Source organism: Streptomyces sp. NPDC030893, assembly GCF_055571535.1.
Genome location: NZ_JBVIFC010000010.1, coordinates 143,549 through 161,099 on the forward strand (window position 1 = coordinate 143,549; position 17,551 = coordinate 161,099).

The following is a 17,551-nucleotide window of genomic DNA, read 5'->3' on the forward strand; positions in this document are numbered from 1 at the left end:
CTGTGCCTCCAGGATGAAAGTGGTGACGGACGGACGGGGCCGGGCGTCGATGCCGGGCCCCGCGGCGGGATCAGTAGGCCTTGCCGAGGTCCTGCTCGGCGTTGCCGGCGTCGTAGGCGCCGTCCTGGATCACGATGTCCTGGGGGACTTCCCTGCCCTGGGTGAAGTCGTCCAGCGTCCGGAACGCCAGCGGCCCGAACCTCGGGTTGGACTCGACGACCCCGCTGATCCAGCCGTCGACGACGCCCTGTACGGCGTTGCGCGTCCCGTCGACCGTGACGATCTCGACGTCCCCGGCCTTCTTGCCGGCGCCCTTCAGCGCGGCCACCGCACCCAGGCCCATCTCGTCGTTCTCCGCGTAGATGCCCTTGATGCCGGGCTTGGACTGGATGAGCTGCTCGGTGACCTGCTGGCCCTTCTCCCGGGTGAAGTCACCGGTCTGCTCGAAGACGACCTTCAGGTCCGGGGCCTTCTCGGCGACGCGCTCCTTGAAGCCCCGGGTGCGCTCGGTGGTGACGTTGTTCCCGGCGGCGCCCAGCAGGATGGCGACCTCGCCCTTGCCGCCGGTCGCCTCGATCATCTGGTCCGCGGCCCGCCGGCCCTGCTCCACGAAGTCCGAGGCGATGAAGGAGACGTAGTCCTCGCACGCCGTGGCGTTGATCTTGCGGTCGATGGTGACGATCGGGACCTTCTTCGCGGCGGCCGCCTGCAGCACCGGGTCCCAGCCGTCGGAGTTGAGCGGGGCGATCACCAGCAGGTCGGCGCCCTTGGCGAGCAGGTCCTGGACATCGCTGATCTGCTTGGAGAACTGCGACTGGGCGTTGGCCGTCAGCAGCTCGACGCCTCTCCTGGCCGCCTCGTCCTTGATGGACTGCGTCTCGGCGATGCGGAAGGGGTTGGCCTCCTTCTCCGACTGGGAGAACCCGACCGTGGCGTCCTTCAGGTCGATCCTCTTGCCGCCGTAGGCGTCGATGGTGCAGGTCTTGCTGCCCGGCTTCGGTGTGACGACCTTCTGGCCGGCGTCGGCGGCGGCCGCCGGGGACTTCTCGCTGTCCGCCGCGTCGTCCTCCGACTTGGCGCAGGAGGTGGCGGTCAGGGCCACGGCGGCGGCCAGGGCCACGGCCACGGGGCGGGCGAGGAGGAGGGAACGGTGAGTGGTGCGCTGCATGGTGACCCCGATCCGGATGACGCTGAAAAGGGAACTGGGGAGCCGAAGGGTGCGCGGTGTGGAGCTGCTCCCCCTGTGCACGGCGGCGTCCGCTGCGCCGCAAGGAGGTTTTTACATCGTTGGAAGGATGCTGTAAACCCCTTGTGCACGAGGCGGGAGAGGGAGAGGCGGCCGGGTGGCGCCGTGGTCTCGCTACCGCACCGGACGTGGACGGCGGGGGAAGCGCTTGCACCGGGGGCCGGACCGGCCGGTGGAGCGGTGCGCGACGAAGTGCCGTGGAAGTGCGGGGATGTGGCGGGGGAGACCCGGCGCGTGCCCCTGCCGTCCCCACCGTGACAGGGAAGGCCCGTCTCAGGCCGTTCCGCGTCCGGCCCCCGCCGGGCGGCCGAGCGTGCTCTCCCGTTCCACGAGCCGGTGGTCCGCCCGGATGCGGCGCGGCTCGGGCGCCCGGTCGCCCAGCCGGGCCAGCACCGACTCCACCGCGAGCCGGCCGATGGCCGCCTTGTCCGGGGACACGGACGTGAGCGTGACCGCGCCGAAGCGGCCCTCGATCACGTCGTCGAAGCCCACGACGGCGATGTCCTCCGGCACCCGCAGACCCCGCTCGTGCAGTACCCGCATCGCCCCGATCGCCATGGGGTCGTTGTAGGCGAACACCGCGTCGGGCCGCCGCCCGCTGTCCAGGATGTGGGTCATCGCCAGCGCCCCGTCGGCATGTCCCCAGCCGTCGGTGGCCGCGACGAGCCCCTCGTCGGCCGGCAGCCCGGCGGCGGTCAGCTCCTCGCGCCAGCCCCGTACGCGCAGTTGGGCGGGTTCGCTCCGCCCCCGCCGGGCCCCGATGAACGCCACCTCACGCCGCCCCAGCCCGATCAGGTGCCGCACGGCGGCGCGGGCCGCGGCGACGTTGTCGATCGCGATGTGGTCGTACGGCAGGTCGTAGTCCCGCTCCCCGAGCAGCACCAGCGGCACGTCCTCGGAGCGGTCGCGCAGGTCCTCGGTCTCCAGCTCGATGGGGCTGAGGATCAGCCCGTCGATGACCCGGGCCCGGAAGCCCTGGCTCACCAGGAGCTCCTGCTCGCGCGATCCTCCGGTGTGGTCGAGCAGCACGATGTAGTCGTGCCGGGACGCGGCGTCGATGACGGAGGCGGCCAGTTCGGCGAAGTAGGGGTTCCCGAGTTCCGGCAGCGCGAGGGCGATGATGCCCGTACGTCCCTTCCTCAGGTGCCTGGCGGCGAGGTTGGGCCGGTAACCGAGCGCGTCGATGGACCGCTGGACCCGCTCGCGCATGGCCGGGGTGACGTGCTGGTAGTTGTTCACCACGTTGGAGACGGTCTTGATGGAGACCCCCGCGTGCGCGGCGACGTCCTTGAGGCTGACCCGCACGGCAATCCCTTCGTGAGCGGCCCGACTCGGTCGGCCGGTGCGGAGGGGACGCCGTCACCATGAGTCGTGCGCCGAGCCGCCGGGCTCAGATTTTACAACGTTATACACGCCGCTGTGCGGCACTGACAAGGCCGTGGAGGCCGTCGTCGCGCGTGCCGGCCGCCCGCCACCGCCTCCGGTGACGAGACCGGAATATCCCGAAGATACGGCGAACGCCCGCGCACCGCCGAGAGGGCCGGTCCGCCGCGTTCCCGCCGGTACGACGATCGCCCCGGGTCCGCGTGTGCGGACCCGGGGCGAACCCGTGTGTGCGGACTCAGCCGGCGACCGCCGCCCTGTCGGCGTCCGCCGCGGTGCCGGACTCCTCGGCGAGGCGCTCCATGCCGCTGGTCGTCTTCAGGGGCTTCTCCTTGAGGAACAGGACCGTGATCAGCGCCAGCAGCGCACAGGGGGTGGCGATGAGGAACAGGTCGGCGGTGGCGACGCCGTAGGCGTGCTCGACGATCCCGCGGATCGGCTCGGGCAGCGTGGCCATGTCCGGGACACTGGACCCCCCGCCGCCCGACTCCGGGCTCGCGGGGATGCCCGCCGCGTCCATGCCCTTGGTCATCTCGGTGGCGACCCGGTTGGCGAGGATCGCGCCGAGGACGCTGGTGCCGATGGTGCCGCCCATGCTGCGGAAGAAGGACAGCACGGAGGTGGCGGCGCCCAGTTCACTGGCGGGCACGTCGTTCTGGGCGGCCAGCACCAGGTTCTGCATCAGCATGCCGACGCCGGCGCCGAGCACCGCCATGTAGAGGCTGAGCAGGGTGAAGGAGGTGTCCGCGCCGATGGTGGCGAGCAGACCGAGACCGACGGTCATGAGCACCGCGCCCGCGACCAGGTAGCGCTTCCAGACGCCGGTCTTGCTGATCACCTGTCCGGCCACGGTGGACGACACCAGCAGACCGAGGATCATCGGCAGGCTCATCAGACCCGCGACGGTCGGCGACTTGCCGAGGGACACCTGGAAGTACTGCGAGAGGAAGACCGTTCCGCCGAACATGGCCACACCGACCAGGAGGCTGGCGACGGTGGTGAGCGTGACGGTGCGGTTGCGGAAGATCCCCAGCGGAATCACCGGCTCGTCCGTCCGGGCCTCGACGAACACGGCGGCGGCCAGCAGCACGACGCCGGCACCCGTGAGCGCCGCGGTCTGCCAGGAGGCCCAGTCGAACTCGTTGCCCGCCAGCGTCACCCAGATGAGCAGGGCGCAGACGCCCGCCACGATGAGGAAGGCACCCAGGAAGTCGATCTTCGCCTCGCGCCGGACCACGGGCAGGGTCAGGGTGCGCTGGAGCAGCGCGATGGCGAGCAGCGCGAAGGGAACGCCGATGAAGAAGCACCAGCGCCAGCCCAGCCAGGAGGTGTCCACCAGCACACCGCCGATCAGCGGGCCGGCCACCGTGCCGATGGCGAAGACCGCGCCGAAGATGCCGGCGTACTTGCCGAGCCTGCGGGGCGGGATGATCGCCGCCATCACGACCTGGGCGAGCGCGGTGAGACCGCCCGCGCCGATACCCTGCAGCACACGGCTGAAGATCAGCAGCTCGACGCCGTTGGAGAAGCCCGCGAGCAGCGAGCCGACCACGAACATGCCCAGGGACAGCTGGAGCAGCAGTTTCTTGTCGAACAGGTCGGACAGCTTGCCCCACAGCGGCACGGTCGCCGTCATGGCCAGCAGTTCGGCGGTGACGACCCAGGTGTAGGAGGACTGGCTGGCTCCCAGGTCGGCGATGATCGTGGGCAGCGCGTTGGCCACCACGGTGCCCGCCAGGATCGCCACGAACATACCGGCCATCAGCCCGGACATGGCCTGGAGTATCTGCCGGTTCGACATGGGAGCGGGCGGCGCCGTGTCGGGCGCCTGTTGTGCGGTCACGTCGTCTCTCTCAACGGTCGGTGATGAAAGCGGAATCACGCCCCGGAGGGGGCAAGCTGTGGAAACGGGGAGGGCCGCCCGGCGTTCGCGGGCGGTGCCTACCGGGTCGGCGCCGGCAGTCCGGCGGCGAGGGTGGCGAACACCTCACGGAAGATCTCGGCGAAGGGGACGTCCTCGTCCTGCCGGTCGCACCAGTGCTGCACGCTCACCCGGACCGCCGTACCGGCCACGGCCGCGAGCAGCCGCGGGTAGAGGCCGATCGCGGGACGTCCCTCGCCGTCGGAGGAGCGGACGGTCCCGCTCGCCCCCTCCGGTGACGCGATGCGCCGTGCGATCACTTCGGCGAGGCCCGCCTCGTCGGCCATGTGGGCGCCGAGACTGCGGACGAGGAGACGCGGAGCCGCACGCAGCACCTCGGCGTGCAGACTCCACAGTTCGTGCTCCCCCTCGGCCTCCGAGAGCTCCGTGGCGAGCGCCTCGCGCAGCGCCTCCAGGGGAGGCATGTCCGCCGGAGCGTCGAGGAACGCCTGGCGTACCCGGACACTCGCCTCCGCGTCGACGACCACGAAGGCGTCGTCACGGGAGTCGAAGTAGTTGAAGAAGGTGCGTACGGACACGCCGGCGGCCGCGCTGATCGCCTCCACGGTGACGTGGTCCGCCCCGTGCTCGGCGGCGAGGCGCACGGCGGCCTCCGCGAGCGCCGCACGCGTGGCACGCTTCTTGCGCTCCCGCAGCCCTCCGCTCGCGGCGTCCTTCCCCGTCATGTCGTGCATGCTATGCAAAAATGCATTCCCTGCAAAATCCGCTGTCGCCGCTGTCGTCCGGACCCGTCCGTGGCGCGCCGGAGGGGGCCGCGACCCGGCGCGGCGTTAGCGTCGGTCCATGGCCGGTGATCGCCGCGGGTGGCGGGTGTGTCTGCTCGGCGGTGCCGTGTTCGCGGTGTGCATGGCCGGCACCACGCTGCCGACCCCGCTCTACCCCCTGTACCAGGAGAAGTTCGGCTTCTCCGAGCTGACGGTCACCGTCGTGTACGCCGTGTACGCCTTCGCGGTCATCGGCGTACTGCTGCTCGCGGGCAACGCCTCGGACGCCGTGGGCAGGCGCCCGGTGCTGCTGTGGGGCCTGGGCTGCGCGGCCGTGAGCGCGGTCTGCTTCCTGTGCGCCACCGGGCTGGGCGGGCTGTATGCCGGGCGGCTGCTGTCGGGGCTGTCCGCCGGCCTGTTCACCGGGGCCGCCACCGCGTACGTCATGGAGTCGGCGCCGCCCGGCGGTGGCTCCCGGGCCGTGTTCGTCGCCACGGCCGTCAACATGGGCGGGCTCGGCTGCGGCCCGCTGCTGGCCGGCGTGCTCGCGCAGTACGCGGCATGGCCGCTGTATCTCCCGTTCGTCGTCCACCTGGCCCTGGTGCTGTGTTCGGCGGTGGTTCTGCTGCGGCTCCCGGAGACGGTGCGGGAGCGCCGGCCGCTGAGAACCGTACGGCCGCAGTGGCCCGGGGTGCCCCCGCAGGTGCGGCAGGTGTTCGGGCCGGCGGCGACCGCCGCGTTCGTGGGCTTCGCCCTGTTCGGCGTGTTCACCTCCGTCAGCCCGGCCTTCCTCGCACGGTCCCTCGGCGTGAGCGACCACGCGGTGAGCGGCGTGGTCGTGGCGCTGGCGTTCTTCGCCTCGACCGGTGGGCAGCTGGCCGTCGGCCGCGTCGGTGTGCGGCGGTCCCTGCCGCTGGGCTGCGTCGGACTCCTCACCGGGCTGGCCCTGCTCGCGGCCGCGTTGTACTGGGACCTGCTGGTCCTGGTGGTGCTGAGCGCGGTCGTCGGCGGCTTCGGCCAGGGGCTGGCGTTCCGCGGGGCGCTGTCCGCGGTGAGCGGGGCGTCCCCGGCGGACCGGCGCGCCGCGGTGATCTCCTCGCTGTTCGTGGTGGCGTACACGGGGATCTCGGTGCCGGTCATCGGCGTGGGGCTGCTGACGGAACCGATGGGCCTGGAAGGCGCGGGACTGGTGTTCATCGCCTGCATGGGAGCCTTGGTGGTGACCGCGGCGGGCTATCTGCTGCGGCGTCCGGTGACGACGGGCAGGTGACCGCCGACGGGGGCGGAACCGTTGTCGCACGATCCGGGGCACGGCGGCCTATCATCGTTCATAAATGTTGAAAGTCGAACTTCCTCGGTGGAGGGCAGGCGCATGAGCAACACGGAGACACGGCCCCCGGAGCTGAGGTGCGGGGGAGAGGCGGAGGCGGCACGCCCGGCGGCCGTCGAGGTGCTCACCGCACGCGACGTGCCGCTCGGCGGTCCGCGCGCGATGCGGGTGCGGCGCACCCTGCCCCAGCGGGCCCGCACGCTCATCGGTGCGTGGTGCTTCGCCGACCATTACGGTCCCGACGACGTCGCCGGCACGGGCGGCATGGACGTCGCCCCGCACCCGCACACCGGTCTCCAGACGGTGAGCTGGCTGTTCAGCGGCGAGATCGAACACCGCGACAGCCTGGGCACCCACGCCCACGTCCGCCCCGGCGAGCTGAACCTCATGACCGGCGGCCACGGCATCAGCCACTCCGAGGTCTCGACGCCGGACACCACCGTCCTGCACGGCGTCCAGTTGTGGGTGGCACTGCCGCGGGAACACCAGGACGCCGCACGGGACTTCCAGCACCACGTACCGGAGCCGCTCCCGCTGGAGGGCGGCGAGGCACGGGTCTTCCTCGGCTCCCTCGCGGGGGACACGTCCCCCGTGCGCACCTTCACCCCGTTGCTGGGGGCCGAACTGACCGTGGCCCCGGGCGCCGAGACGGTGCTCGACGTCGATCCGGGCTTCGAGCACGGCGTACTCGTCGACACCGGCGACGTCCTCGTCGAGGGAACCGCCGTACGCCCGGCCGAACTCGGCTACACGGCCCCCGGCCGCACGAGCCTCACCGTCACCAACCGTGGAACCGGTACGGCACGGCTGGTCCTGCTGGGCGGGCCGCCGTTCGGCGAGGAGATCGTCATGTGGTGGAACTTCATCGGCCGCTCGCACGAGGAGATCGTGCGGGCCCGCGAGGACTGGATGAAGGGAGACCGCTTCGGCGAGGTGCACGGCTACGACGGGGCCCCACTGCCCGCGCCCGAGCTGCCGAACGTGCCTCTGAAACCACGGGGAAGGGCACGCTGACCCGGGCCTCCACCGCCGCTTGCCGCGATGCCGGGTTCCGATCCTTTCCTCGTGCGAGAGGGTGGTCTCAGGGGGAACACCGATTCCCGGGGAAGCACAAGCCGGAATACGGGGTAGTACGAGAGGCACCACGCCGACGGCTCCCGCGGGCAGTGCGGGGGCGAGCCGGCACGGGCCCGCCGGGAGGAGCGGAGCGCCGGATGCGTCTGTACCACAGTCGTCCCACGGATCCGGGGTATCGCCGCCTGCGGCACGGGCGCGGCTTCCGGTACCTCGCCCCCCGGGGATCCGCTGCGTGATCCCGCGGAGCTGGACCGGACCCGTGCGTTGGCCGTACCGCCGGCCTGGCGTGATGTGTGGATCTGCGCTCGGGCCAACGGGCATCTGCAAGCCGTGGGCACCGACGCCGCCGGACGCCGTCAGTATCTGTACCACCCGCGGTTCCGCGCCGAGCAGGAGCAGGCAACAGTTACGGCCTGACGACGCTGCTCGCCGAGCAAGTTGTACGAAGAAGGCGTGACGATCGCCTCCGCGCTGCCCACCTGGGCGACGAGGGTACGCACGGCGTCCCCGCGACCCGGGACCCGCTGAACGGGCCGTACTCCGCATGCTCCGCGACGGGCGCCCGCCCGAGGCCGGTCAGAGCGCCGCACGACGCGTTCGGCGAACCGGAGATCGCCCGGCACGCGAGCCGGCGAAGGCCACGGTGGCCGGCCGGCGGGGCTGTCGGCCCACGGGCACCGTGTGACGCCGGTCGCCGACGTCATCGTCGCTGGTCAAATGCCGCGACGACGCCGTAGGTGACGAATCCGTAGAGCAGGTGCGGGAGGGCGTCGGAGACCCAGTCGCCGGCCGACCATGTGCGGGGGTCGCTGACCCGGAGACGGGCCATCGGCGCATTGGTGAGCGCCATGGCGAGGGCACCGGTCAGGGGGCCGCCCAGCCACACGGGGACCCTCGCACCGGCCCGGCGGATCAGCGCGACCGCGGCGCCCGTGCCGGTGCCCACGGCGATGCCCGACAGAGCTCCCAGACCGGTGAGCCGGTTGTCCCGGCCGCTCCGGTCCGGGAGCGGATGTCCCACGAGCGTGCTGATCTTCTCCACCGCGGTTTCCGGCGTACGGCTGGCCGGCCTGCCGCGCAGTGCCATGTCGGCGTAGGTCACGGCGTTCAGCGCGGTGGTGCCGGCCGCTCCTGCGGCGCATCCACGCCCGATGGCTCCGATCATGCGGTCCCGAGTCCCCTGTGGCCGCGGACACCAAACCGGTCGCCCGAACGAGGCCGGCGGGACCGCAGGCGGAGCAGGTGGCCGCCGCGGTGATCTTCCCCGCACGGCGACGTGCTGCCGCGGACCGAGCGGCGAGCCGGGACCTCAGTACCGGGAGCCGGCCATGTCCGCACCATGGAGCAGGAGCTGCGCCACGGCCAGGCCGGCCACGACGATCGCCGCCCGGAACGGCCACCGGCTCCGGCTCCCCGGCGGCAGAGCCGTACCCGCCACCGCGACGATCCCGGCGGCCGAAACCAGCATCCAGTCCGATACGCCCACCGTCCCGGGCGGCCCCGCGACGACGACCGCCACCGCCGTCAGCATGACCAGCGGTGCCAGCCACCGGCACGTCGGACGGCCCAGCCGCTGCGGCAGCCCGCGCACACCGGTGGCGAGATCGTCCTCGATGTCCGGAAGGACGTTCACCAGGTGTGCCCCCACACCCAGCAGGGCCCCCGCCGCCACCACCCATCCAGCGGGCCAGAACGGCGACGGCAGACCCAGCGTGACGAAGACCGGCAGGGACCCGAAGCCCACGGCGTAGGGCAGCGGAGAGAGCACCGTGTGCTTCAGCCGCAGGTTGTAGGCCCACCCGGCGGCCACGCCCACCAGGTGCGCCGCTCCCGCGGCCGCACCGCTCAGCAGGGACAGCGGCACGCACAGCGCCAGAGCCGTCCCGGCCGCGGCAGCGACCACCCGGGACGGGAGTTCCCTGGTGGCCACCGGCTTGTCACGGCGCCCGCAGACCATGTCGCGCCGCGCGTCGACCGCGTCGTTGGACCAGCCGACCGAGAGCTGACCGGCCAGCACGGCCGCGCACACCGCCACCGATCCCGGCCCTCCACGGCCCGCCGCCACGGCCAGCGCGGTCACGAACACCGTCACGGCGAGCGCGGGCCCCGGATGGCAGCAGCGCAGCAGCACCGGTACCCGGTGTGTCGTACGCGAGAGAACCCCGGACGGGTGGAGTGACACAGGTGCAAGGTAGTCAGGCGCGTGGCGAGGAACCATTACCGACATGCCCGTCCCCCTGATCGTCGACCATGCCCCCTGTCCGCCCGCTGCCGAGCGCGGGTCGGTCGCGCCGCCGGCACTGACCACCATCGCCGCCGTGAGCACCGCGCTGCCGCCGCACCGGTACGCCCAGGAGGACCTCACCGAGCCGATCGGTGACCTGTGCCTGCCCCCGGGGGCCGACCGCTCCCTGCTGCGCCGCCTGCACGCCTCCGCAGGTGTGCGCACCCGTCATCTCGCCCTGCCCATCGAGCGGTACGCCGCGCTCGGCGACTTCGGGCGGAGCAACGACGCCTGGATGGCGAGAGGGCTCGAACTCGCCGAGACGGCCCTCACCGGCGCGCTCACGGAGGCCGGACTCCGGCCGGCCGATGTCGATCTGCTGGTGTGCGCCTCCATCACCGGAGTCGCCGCACCGTCCCTCGACGCCCGGCTGGCCGGGCGCATGGGACTGCGGCCCGACGTCAAGAGGCTTCCGGTGTTCGGCCTGGGCTGTGTCGCGGGCGCCGCCGGCCTCTCCCGCGTCCACGACTACCTGCGCGGACACCCCGGCCACACCGCGGTACTGCTCACCGTCGAACTGTGTTCGCTCACCCTTCAGAAGGGTGACGCCTCGCCCGCCAACCTCGTCGCCGGCGCCCTGTTCGGTGACGGTGCGGCAGCGCTCGTCGCGCGCGGAAGCGGCGCCGCCGGTGGCGGCGTGGCACCGGACGCCGCCGGTCCCTCGGTCGTCGCCACGCGCAGCCACCTGTATCCGGGCACCGACCACCTCCTGGGATGGGACATCGGCGCCGGCGGATTCCGCGTCGTCATCGACCCGGCCGTGCCCGGAGTGGTGCGGGAACACTTCGGCCGGCACCTGCGCGCCTTCCTCGGCGAGCACGGCCTGGACACCGACGACATCGGGACCTGGGTGTGCCATCCGGGCGGCCCCAAGGTCCTCGCCGCCGTGACCGACGCCGCCGGCCTGCCCGCCGACGCCCTGCACCACGCGCGGCACTCGCTCGCGACGACGGGCAACATGTCCTCGGTCTCCGTACTGCACATCCTGCAGACCGTCCGCGCGTCCGCCCGGCCCGAACCCGGTACGTGGGGACTGCTCACCGCGATGGGCCCCGGCTTCTGTTCCGAACTCGTCCTGCTGCGCTGGTGAGGGATCCGCCCATGCCGTGGTACACGCTTCTCGTCATCGCCGTCGCCGCCGAACGCGTCGCCGAACTCGTCGTGGCGCGCCGCAACGCGGCCTGGACCCTCGCCCGCGCCGGAGTGGAGCACGGCCGTGGTCACTACCCGGTCATGGTCGCCCTGCACACGGGCCTGCTCGTCTGCTGCCTGCTCGAACCCCTGCTCGCGCACCGGCCGTTCCTGCCCGCCCTGGGGTGGCCGGCACTGGCCCTCGTCGTCCTGGCGCAGGCCCTGCGCTGGTGGTGCGTCACCACGCTCGGGCCGTACTGGAACACCCGGGTCATCGTCGTCCCAGGAGCACGCCTGGTCGGCGCCGGACCCTACCGCTTCCTGCGCCATCCGAACTACCTCGCCGTCGTCGTGGAGATCACCGCCCTGCCCCTGGTGCACTCCGCCTGGCTGACCGCGACCGTGTTCACGGTCGCCAACGCGACGCTGCTCGCGGTCCGCCTCCGATGCGAGAACGCGGCCCTCACCCGGGCGGTCCCCGCATGAGGTGCCATGACCTCCTGATCGTCGGGGGCGGACCCGCCGGCCTCGCCACCGCCCTGTACGCGGCCCGTGCCGGTCTGGACACCGTCATCGCCGAACCACGCCGGGCGCCGGTCGACAAGGCGTGCGGTGAGGGCCTGATGCCCGGCGCCGTCCGCGCCCTGGCGGCCCTCGGCCTGCACGTCCCCGGCAACCCCCTCGCCGGCATCCGCTATGTCCAGGGGGACCGCCAGGTCCAGGCCGAGTTCCGGGACGGCCCGGGCCTCGGCGTCCGCCGCACCGACCTGCACGGCGCGATGCACGGGGCGGTCCTGGACGCGGGCGTACCGGTCCTCCCGCTGAAGGTGGCGGACGTACGGCAGGACACCACGGGCGTGACCGTCCCGGGTACGGGACTGCGCGCCCGGTGGCTCGTCGCCGCGGACGGCCTGCACTCACCGGTGCGCCGCTCCCTCGGCCTGGAGGTGAGGACCGGGACGGCCCCTCGCTACGGACTGCGCCGGCACTACGCGGTACCCCCGTGGTCGCCCGGCGTCGAGGTGTACTGGGGACCGGACGCGGAAGCCTACGTCACGCCGCTCGGCCCCGCCCTCGTCGGCGTGGCCCTGCTGACGTCCCGTCGAGCCCCCTTCACCACCCAGCTGGAGAGCTTCCCGCGCCTGGCGGCCCGCCTTCCCCCGCGGGCGGCCGTCACCGCCGTGCGAGGTGCCGGGCCGCTGCGCCAGAGAGCCCGGACCCGCGTCCACCGCAGGGTGCTGCTCGTCGGTGACGCCGCCGGGTACGTCGACGCGCTGACCGGTGAAGGCGTCAGCCTCGCCCTCACCGGCGCCCGGGCTCTGGTCGCCAACGTGCGCCGTGGCACGCCGAGCCGCTACGAGACCGACTGGGTCCGGGCCACCCGCCACCACCGGCTCATGACCGAGCTCCTGGTCAGAGCCCGGCAGCAGCCCGCGCTCGCGCCACGTATCGTGCCCACGGCCGTACGCCTGCCCCGCCTCTTCGCGGCGGCGGTGAACTCGCTCGCGTGACAGGAACCGCGAACGCTCCGGCACCCCGCGCCACGGACGGACCGCGCGGGCGGCACGGTTCGGCGGGGCGGGGGTACCCGCCCGGTGCGCGGCCCGGAGCGGGACTTCACCGCGCCGGCCGACTGTCCGGGACGACGAGGGGACCGAGCCATGAGTACGGGCGACGCGGTGCTGGAACCGGACTTTCCGCATGCGGTCCTGCACGACCTGGGCGCCGGCCTCCTCACCACCGACGTCTCCGGGCACATCACGTTCGTCAACCCCTGGGCCGAACGGCTGCTGGGCCGGCCGGCGGGGCAGATGCTCGGCCACGACGCGCACGACCTGCTGCACCGCCGTCCGGACGGCGGCCCCGTACCGCGCGAGCGGTGCACGATGCTGGCCCCGCTGGGCGGCCGCCGGTCGGCGGCGCTGGGCAGCGAGGAGTACTTCCTGCGGGCCGACGGCACGACCATGCCGATCATCTGGGCGGCCACGCCCTTGCTGACGGCGGACCGCCTGACGGGTCTGGTGATCGTCTTCAGCGACATCAGCCCGCAACGTGACGCCGAGGAACGGGCGGCGGCGCACACCGCGGCCCTCGAGGCGCTGACCGCCCGGCTGAACCTGATGGAGAACATCTCCTCGGTACTGATGTCCCCCGAGGACGCCTCCGGCCGGATCCGCCGGCTGTTGCGGCTGCTCGTCCCGGCCATGGGCGACTGGGCCGCAATCGACCTTTCCTCCGCGCAGGACGGACCTCTGGAACGGGCCGCCGTACGCAGCCACACCCACCCCCGCCGGGCGGTACGGCTGGAGGGGCCGCTGCCGCCCGGGGCCCGCTCGGCGACGGAGCGTGCCATGAGCGCCGACGATCCCGCGCGGCTGAGCGCCACGGAGCTGCTCGCCGATCCGGACGCCCCGCTCGCCGCCGCCCACCGGCCCCTGTTCGAACGGCTGGGCGGCCAGTCGGCCGTCGCGGTACCGCTGCGCGCCCGGCGGCGCGCGTACGGGCTGCTGACCGTGGCCCGCTCCGCGGGCGCCCCGGCCTTCACGGAGGCCGAGATCCGCCTGCTCACCGACGTCGGCCGCCGCCTGGCCCTGGTGGTGGACAACGTCCGGCTCTACGACGAGCAGCGCAATGTGGCCGAGACCATGCAGCGCCAGCTGCTCGCGCCGCTCCCGCAGGTCGATCACCTGCGGATGGCCGCCCGCTATCTGCCGGCGCAGAGCACCATGGAGATCGGCGGCGACTGGTACGACGCCTTCCTGCTCTCCGACGGCGTGATGGCCCTGATCATCGGTGACGTGGTCGGCCACGATCTGGAGGCGGCCTCGCACATGGCCGAGGTGCGCAACATGCTGCGCGCCCTGGCCTGGGACCATCAGGAGCCGCCCAGCCTGATCATGCGCCGCCTCGACGAGGCCGTGACCCACACCAGCGACGCTCCCATGGCCACGCTCGTCTTCGCCCGTATCGAAGGCCCCGAGGGCGGGCCCTGGCAACTGCACTGGGTCACCGCCGGGCACCCCCCGCCGCTGCTGGTCACCCACGAGGGAGACACGCGTTTCCTCACGGGCGGGCACGGGCCGCTGATCGGTATGAGCGCCGCCCTGGACCTGGGCCTGGAGTGGCCGGACGCGTACGAGGAACTGCCACCGGAGTCCACCCTGCTGCTCTACACCGACGGCCTGGTGGAGAGCCGCGGCCGTCCGATCGACCTCGGCATGACCAAGCTCCGCCACCACGCCTCCGTCCTGGCCCGGCGGCTGGCCGATCGGACCGTGGACGACTTCTGCGACGAACTGCTGGAGCGCATCGAGCCCAGCGGCGACGATGTCGCCCTGCTCGCGCTGCGGCTGCCCGAGGCCGGCATGGGCGCCCCCGGCGACCGCCGGCCGCCACCGCCACCGCAGTCCCCGCACAGCCCGGCCGCCCCGAACCGGGCCGCTCCCGGTTCCGTCCAGGAGCACCCGCCGGTCCAGGACCCCACACGCGGCGGCCGCTGAACGCCGCTCCGCGGAGGCCCGCCGCTGTTCGCGGACCTGCCCGCGGTGTCACCCGCAGGCGGCAGGAGGCGGTCGCCGGGCCGACCACCTGCGAGTGACGCACGCCACAGCGACAAGCTGTCCGATCGGTCAGAACTGACCGATCGGACAGTTATGGTGGGGGAATGGCACGCTCCGCCTCCGCCATGCGCGGCCAGATCCTGAAGTCGGCACTGCGGCTGTTCGCCGCGCACGGCTTCCGTGGCACCTCGCTGCAGGACATCGCCTCCGACGTGGGCTGCTCGAAGGCGTCGCTCCTCTACCACTTCGCCGGCAAGGAGAAGATCCTCACCGAGCTGCTGACCCCGACCCAGGACGCCCTCGCCGCACTGCTCGACCGCGTGGCCGGGCTGGCGGGCGACCGGCTGGTCGAGGAGACCGTCGTCGGATACGTCGACCTGACACTGCGGTTCCGCAGCGAGATACGGCTCCTCTTCGAGGACATCACCGAGATGTCCTGCCATCAGGACCTCAACGTCATGGAGTTGGCGGACGGCCTGCTCGACGCCCTGGCCGGCCGCTCGCAGCGGGCGCCGGACCGGGTGGCGGCGTGGATGGTGCTGGGCGCCGTCTTCATCACCAGTGCCGCCGACGACGAGGTGGCGCCCGACGAGGTGCTGCGTGCCGAGATGATCCGCGGCGCGCTGCGCGTGCTCGACCACACCCCCAGTTGACCCCTCACGGAAAGACCCTCCTCCATGGCGACCTTGCTGTACCGGCTCGGGCGGTTCTCCTTCCGCAAACGCGGCCGAATAGCCGCGGTCTGGCTGCTCCTGCTGATCCTGCTGGGCGTCGGAGCCGCCACCCTGATGGGCCCGACCAGCGACAAGTTCTCCATGCCGGGCACCGAGTCCCAGCGTGCGCTGGACGACCTCGAACGGCAGTTCCCGCAGGCCGGCGGAGCCACCGGCACCATCGTCGTCGCCGCGCCCGAGGGCGCGAAGCTGGACCCCGCCGCGGTGGCACCCGTGGTGAAGGAGGCCTCGGGGATCGACGGCGTCACCGCCGCCATGGACCCGTTCCGGATGGGGTCCGTCTCCGCGGACGGCCGGTACGCCCTGGTCCAGGTGCAGTTCGACAAGCCCGTCGACGAGGTCACCGACGAGCAGAAGTCGGCCTACGAGGCCGTCGGCGCCGACGCCGAGGGCCTGCGGGTCGAGCACGGCGGCGAGGTCATGGGCGGTGAGGTGGAGGTCGGCTCCACCGAGGCGCTCGGTGTCCTGGTCGCCGCGGTGGTCCTGGTCGTCACCTTCGGCTCGCTGGTCGCCGCCGGCATGACCCTGCTGAACGCGCTGATCGGCGTCGCGGTCGGCATGGCCGGCCTCTTCTCCCTGACCAGTGTCATCGAACTGACCTCCACCGCCCCCATCCTGGCGCTGATGCTGGGCCTGGCCGTCGGCATCGACTACTCGCTCTTCATCACCTCCCGCTACCGCCAGTACCTCGCCGAGGGCATCCGGCCCGAGGAGGCGGCGGGCCGCGCGACCGGCACCGCCGGCTCGGCCGTCGTCTTCGCCGGTGCCACCGTCGTCATCGCCCTGGCGGGCCTCTCCGTCGTCGGCATCCCCTTCCTGAGCGTCATGGGCCTGGCCGCGGCGGGCACCGTCGCCGTCGCCGTGCTGGTCGCGCTCACCCTGCTGCCCGCCTTCCTCTCCTTCGCCGGCAAGAGGATCCTGCCGCGCAAGCGGCGCCAGGCGGCCGGGGACACCGCCGAGGACGCCACCGCCGCCGAAGGGTTCGGCTTCACCTGGGGCCGGCTCGTGACCAAGCTGCGCGTCCCGCTCCTGGTCGTCGGCATCCTCGGACTGGGCGCGCTCACCCTTCCGGCCCAGGACATGCGCATGGCCCTGCCGGACGCGGGCACCGCCGCGGAGGGCTCCCCCGCACGCGAGGCCTACGACCTGACGTCCGAGGGCTTCGGCGAGGGCTTCAACGGCAGGCTCATCGCCGTCGTCAACGGCGAGGACGCGCAGTCCACGGCGCAGGCCGCGGAGCAGGCCACCCGCCTCATCAAGGACACCGACGGGATCCTGACCGTGGTCCCGCCGCAGCTGAACGAGCAGGGCACCACCGCCCTGCTGGCCATCATCCCCGAGGCCGGCCCGACCGCCGTCGCCACCGAGGACGCCGTCCACGACATCCGCGACCGGGTCGCGGACGTCGAGGGCGCCGACATCGCCCTCACCGGCGCCACCGCCCTGGGCATCGACGTCTCGGAGAAGCTCGCCGACGCCCTGCCGGTCTACCTGCTCCTGGTGGTCGGCCTGTCCATCCTGCTGCTCATGCTGGTCTTCCGGTCGGTCCTGGTACCGCTGAAGGCGGCCCTGGGCTTCCTGCTCACCGTGGGCGCGACCTTCGGCATCACCGTCGCCATCTTCCAGGAGGGCCACCTCGCCGGACTGGTGGGCGTGGACACCCCCGGCCCCCTGGTGAGCTTCCTGCCCATCCTCCTCATCGGCATCCTGTTCGGCCTCGCCATGGACTACGAGGTCTTCCTCGTCTCCCGGATGCGCGAGGACTTCGTCCACGGCGCCGACCCGCAGGCGGCCATGGTCAGCGGCATGGGCCACAACGCCCGCGTCGTCACGGCCGCCGCGCTCATCATGACGTCCGTGTTCGGGGGCTTCGTCCTGATGGACGACCCGATCATCAAGTCCATCGGGTTCGCCCTCGCCGTCGGCGTGGTCATCGACGCCTTCGTCGTCCGCATGGCGCTCGTCCCTGCGGTGATGTCGCTGCTCGGCCGTGCCGCGTGGTGGCTGCCGCGGCCCGTCGACAAGGTCCTGCCCGACCTCGACATCGAGGGCGAGAAGCTGAACCGGCACCTGGCCGCCGAGACGCGCGACGAGACCCTCGTCCCGGTCTGACCCGCACACCGGCCGGACCGGACCGCACCCGGAGGACGGGACCCGCAC

14 protein-coding genes and 1 pseudogene are annotated in these 17,551 nt (G+C 72.7%); 9 read left to right on the forward strand and 6 right to left on the reverse strand.

Features of this window, described 5'->3' with window-relative positions:
* Positions 1-70 precede the first annotated feature (70 nt).
* The 4 genes from ACZ434_RS20185 to ACZ434_RS20200 all read right to left on the reverse strand — a co-directional run bounded on the left by ACZ434_RS20185 (position 71) and on the right by ACZ434_RS20200 (position 5,245).
* Positions 71-1,168, reverse strand: a complete 1,098-nt coding sequence (locus ACZ434_RS20185) for an ABC transporter substrate-binding protein (protein WP_468457651.1) — start codon at positions 1,166-1,168, stop codon at positions 71-73.
* 351 nt (positions 1,169-1,519) lie between these two features.
* The gene (locus ACZ434_RS20190) at positions 1,520-2,551 is read right to left on the reverse strand and encodes a LacI family DNA-binding transcriptional regulator (protein WP_468457653.1); all 1,032 of its coding nucleotides are present in this window, start codon (positions 2,549-2,551) and stop codon (positions 1,520-1,522) included.
* Positions 2,552-2,867: 316 nt separating this feature from the next.
* Positions 2,868-4,430 carry an MDR family MFS transporter gene (locus ACZ434_RS20195; protein ID WP_468457862.1) on the reverse strand — a complete coding sequence of 521 codons (1,563 nt, stop codon included), beginning with the start codon at positions 4,428-4,430 and terminating at the stop codon, positions 2,868-2,870.
* Positions 4,431-4,570: 140 nt separating this feature from the next.
* Positions 4,571-5,245: a TetR/AcrR family transcriptional regulator gene (locus tag ACZ434_RS20200; protein ID WP_468457655.1), complete on the reverse strand. Its 675-nt coding sequence runs from the start codon at positions 5,243-5,245 to the stop codon at positions 4,571-4,573.
* A gap of 109 nt (positions 5,246-5,354) precedes the next feature.
* Here ACZ434_RS20200 and ACZ434_RS20205 point away from each other — a divergent pair, with 109 nt between their 5' ends.
* The 3 genes and pseudogenes from ACZ434_RS20205 to ACZ434_RS20215 form a co-directional block, all read left to right on the forward strand.
* Positions 5,355-6,545: an MFS transporter gene (locus ACZ434_RS20205; RefSeq protein WP_468457657.1), complete on the forward strand. Its 1,191-nt coding sequence runs from the start codon at positions 5,355-5,357 to the stop codon at positions 6,543-6,545.
* 102 nt (positions 6,546-6,647) lie between these two features.
* A complete protein-coding gene (locus tag ACZ434_RS20210) occupies positions 6,648-7,619 on the forward strand; it encodes a pirin family protein (RefSeq protein WP_468457659.1) in 972 nt (323 codons plus the stop codon).
* Between the two features lie 200 nt (positions 7,620-7,819).
* Positions 7,820-8,084: pseudogene (locus ACZ434_RS20215) on the forward strand (DNA topoisomerase IB); the annotation flags it as partial.
* A gap of 298 nt (positions 8,085-8,382) precedes the next feature.
* Here the strand turns inward: ACZ434_RS20215 and ACZ434_RS20220 are convergent.
* Both ACZ434_RS20220 and ACZ434_RS20225 read right to left on the reverse strand, forming a co-directional pair.
* Entirely contained in the window at positions 8,383-8,847 is a 465-nt protein-coding gene (locus tag ACZ434_RS20220; protein WP_468457661.1) for a hypothetical protein, read from the reverse strand.
* A 144-nt stretch (positions 8,848-8,991) separates the two neighbouring features.
* The gene (locus ACZ434_RS20225) at positions 8,992-9,864 is read right to left on the reverse strand and encodes a UbiA family prenyltransferase (protein WP_468457663.1); all 873 of its coding nucleotides are present in this window, start codon (positions 9,862-9,864) and stop codon (positions 8,992-8,994) included.
* Between the two features lie 118 nt (positions 9,865-9,982).
* On the opposite strand from ACZ434_RS20225, the gene ACZ434_RS20230 reads away from it, so the two are divergent.
* The 6 genes from ACZ434_RS20230 to ACZ434_RS20255 all read left to right on the forward strand — a co-directional run bounded on the left by ACZ434_RS20230 (position 9,983) and on the right by ACZ434_RS20255 (position 17,503).
* Entirely contained in the window at positions 9,983-11,056 is a 1,074-nt protein-coding gene (locus ACZ434_RS20230; RefSeq protein WP_468457864.1) for a type III polyketide synthase, read from the forward strand.
* An 11-nt stretch (positions 11,057-11,067) separates the two neighbouring features.
* Positions 11,068-11,583, forward strand: coding sequence for an isoprenylcysteine carboxyl methyltransferase family protein (locus ACZ434_RS20235; RefSeq protein WP_468457665.1), 516 nt, complete (start codon positions 11,068-11,070; stop codon positions 11,581-11,583).
* Positions 11,580-12,608, forward strand: coding sequence for an NAD(P)/FAD-dependent oxidoreductase (locus ACZ434_RS20240; protein ID WP_468457667.1), 1,029 nt, complete (start codon positions 11,580-11,582; stop codon positions 12,606-12,608). The genes ACZ434_RS20235 and ACZ434_RS20240 overlap by 4 nt, the downstream gene beginning before the upstream one ends.
* A 150-nt stretch (positions 12,609-12,758) precedes the next feature.
* On the forward strand, positions 12,759-14,597 hold the full coding sequence (locus tag ACZ434_RS20245; RefSeq protein WP_468457670.1) for a PP2C family protein-serine/threonine phosphatase: 1,839 nt from the start codon (positions 12,759-12,761) through the stop codon (positions 14,595-14,597).
* A gap of 164 nt (positions 14,598-14,761) precedes the next feature.
* On the forward strand, positions 14,762-15,310 hold the full coding sequence (locus ACZ434_RS20250; RefSeq protein ID WP_468457672.1) for a TetR/AcrR family transcriptional regulator: 549 nt from the start codon (positions 14,762-14,764) through the stop codon (positions 15,308-15,310).
* 24 nt (positions 15,311-15,334) lie between these two features.
* Positions 15,335-17,503: an MMPL family transporter gene (locus ACZ434_RS20255; protein WP_468457674.1), complete on the forward strand. Its 2,169-nt coding sequence runs from the start codon at positions 15,335-15,337 to the stop codon at positions 17,501-17,503.
* The last annotated feature ends 48 nt before the right edge of the window (positions 17,504-17,551 follow it).

Bases quoted from the DNA above. Each gene is read 5' to 3' on its own strand.
- ACZ434_RS20185 (WP_468457651.1), bottom strand. From the start codon at position 1,168: ATGCAGCGCACCACTCACCGTTCCCTCCTCCTCGCCCGCCCCGTGGCC.
- ACZ434_RS20195 (WP_468457862.1), bottom strand. From the start codon at position 4,430: ATGTCGAACCGGCAGATACTCCAGGCCATGTCCGGGCTGATGGCCGGT.
- ACZ434_RS20200 (WP_468457655.1), bottom strand. From the start codon at position 5,245: ATGCACGACATGACGGGGAAGGACGCCGCGAGCGGAGGGCTGCGGGAG.
- ACZ434_RS20205 (WP_468457657.1), top strand. From the start codon at position 5,355: ATGGCCGGTGATCGCCGCGGGTGGCGGGTGTGTCTGCTCGGCGGTGCC.
- ACZ434_RS20210 (WP_468457659.1), top strand. From the start codon at position 6,648: ATGAGCAACACGGAGACACGGCCCCCGGAGCTGAGGTGCGGGGGAGAG.
- ACZ434_RS20220 (WP_468457661.1), bottom strand. From the start codon at position 8,847: ATGATCGGAGCCATCGGGCGTGGATGCGCCGCAGGAGCGGCCGGCACC.
- ACZ434_RS20235 (WP_468457665.1), top strand. From the start codon at position 11,068: ATGCCGTGGTACACGCTTCTCGTCATCGCCGTCGCCGCCGAACGCGTC.
- ACZ434_RS20240 (WP_468457667.1), top strand. From the start codon at position 11,580: ATGAGGTGCCATGACCTCCTGATCGTCGGGGGCGGACCCGCCGGCCTC.
- ACZ434_RS20245 (WP_468457670.1), top strand. From the start codon at position 12,759: ATGAGTACGGGCGACGCGGTGCTGGAACCGGACTTTCCGCATGCGGTC.
- ACZ434_RS20250 (WP_468457672.1), top strand. From the start codon at position 14,762: ATGGCACGCTCCGCCTCCGCCATGCGCGGCCAGATCCTGAAGTCGGCA.
- ACZ434_RS20255 (WP_468457674.1), top strand. From the start codon at position 15,335: ATGGCGACCTTGCTGTACCGGCTCGGGCGGTTCTCCTTCCGCAAACGC.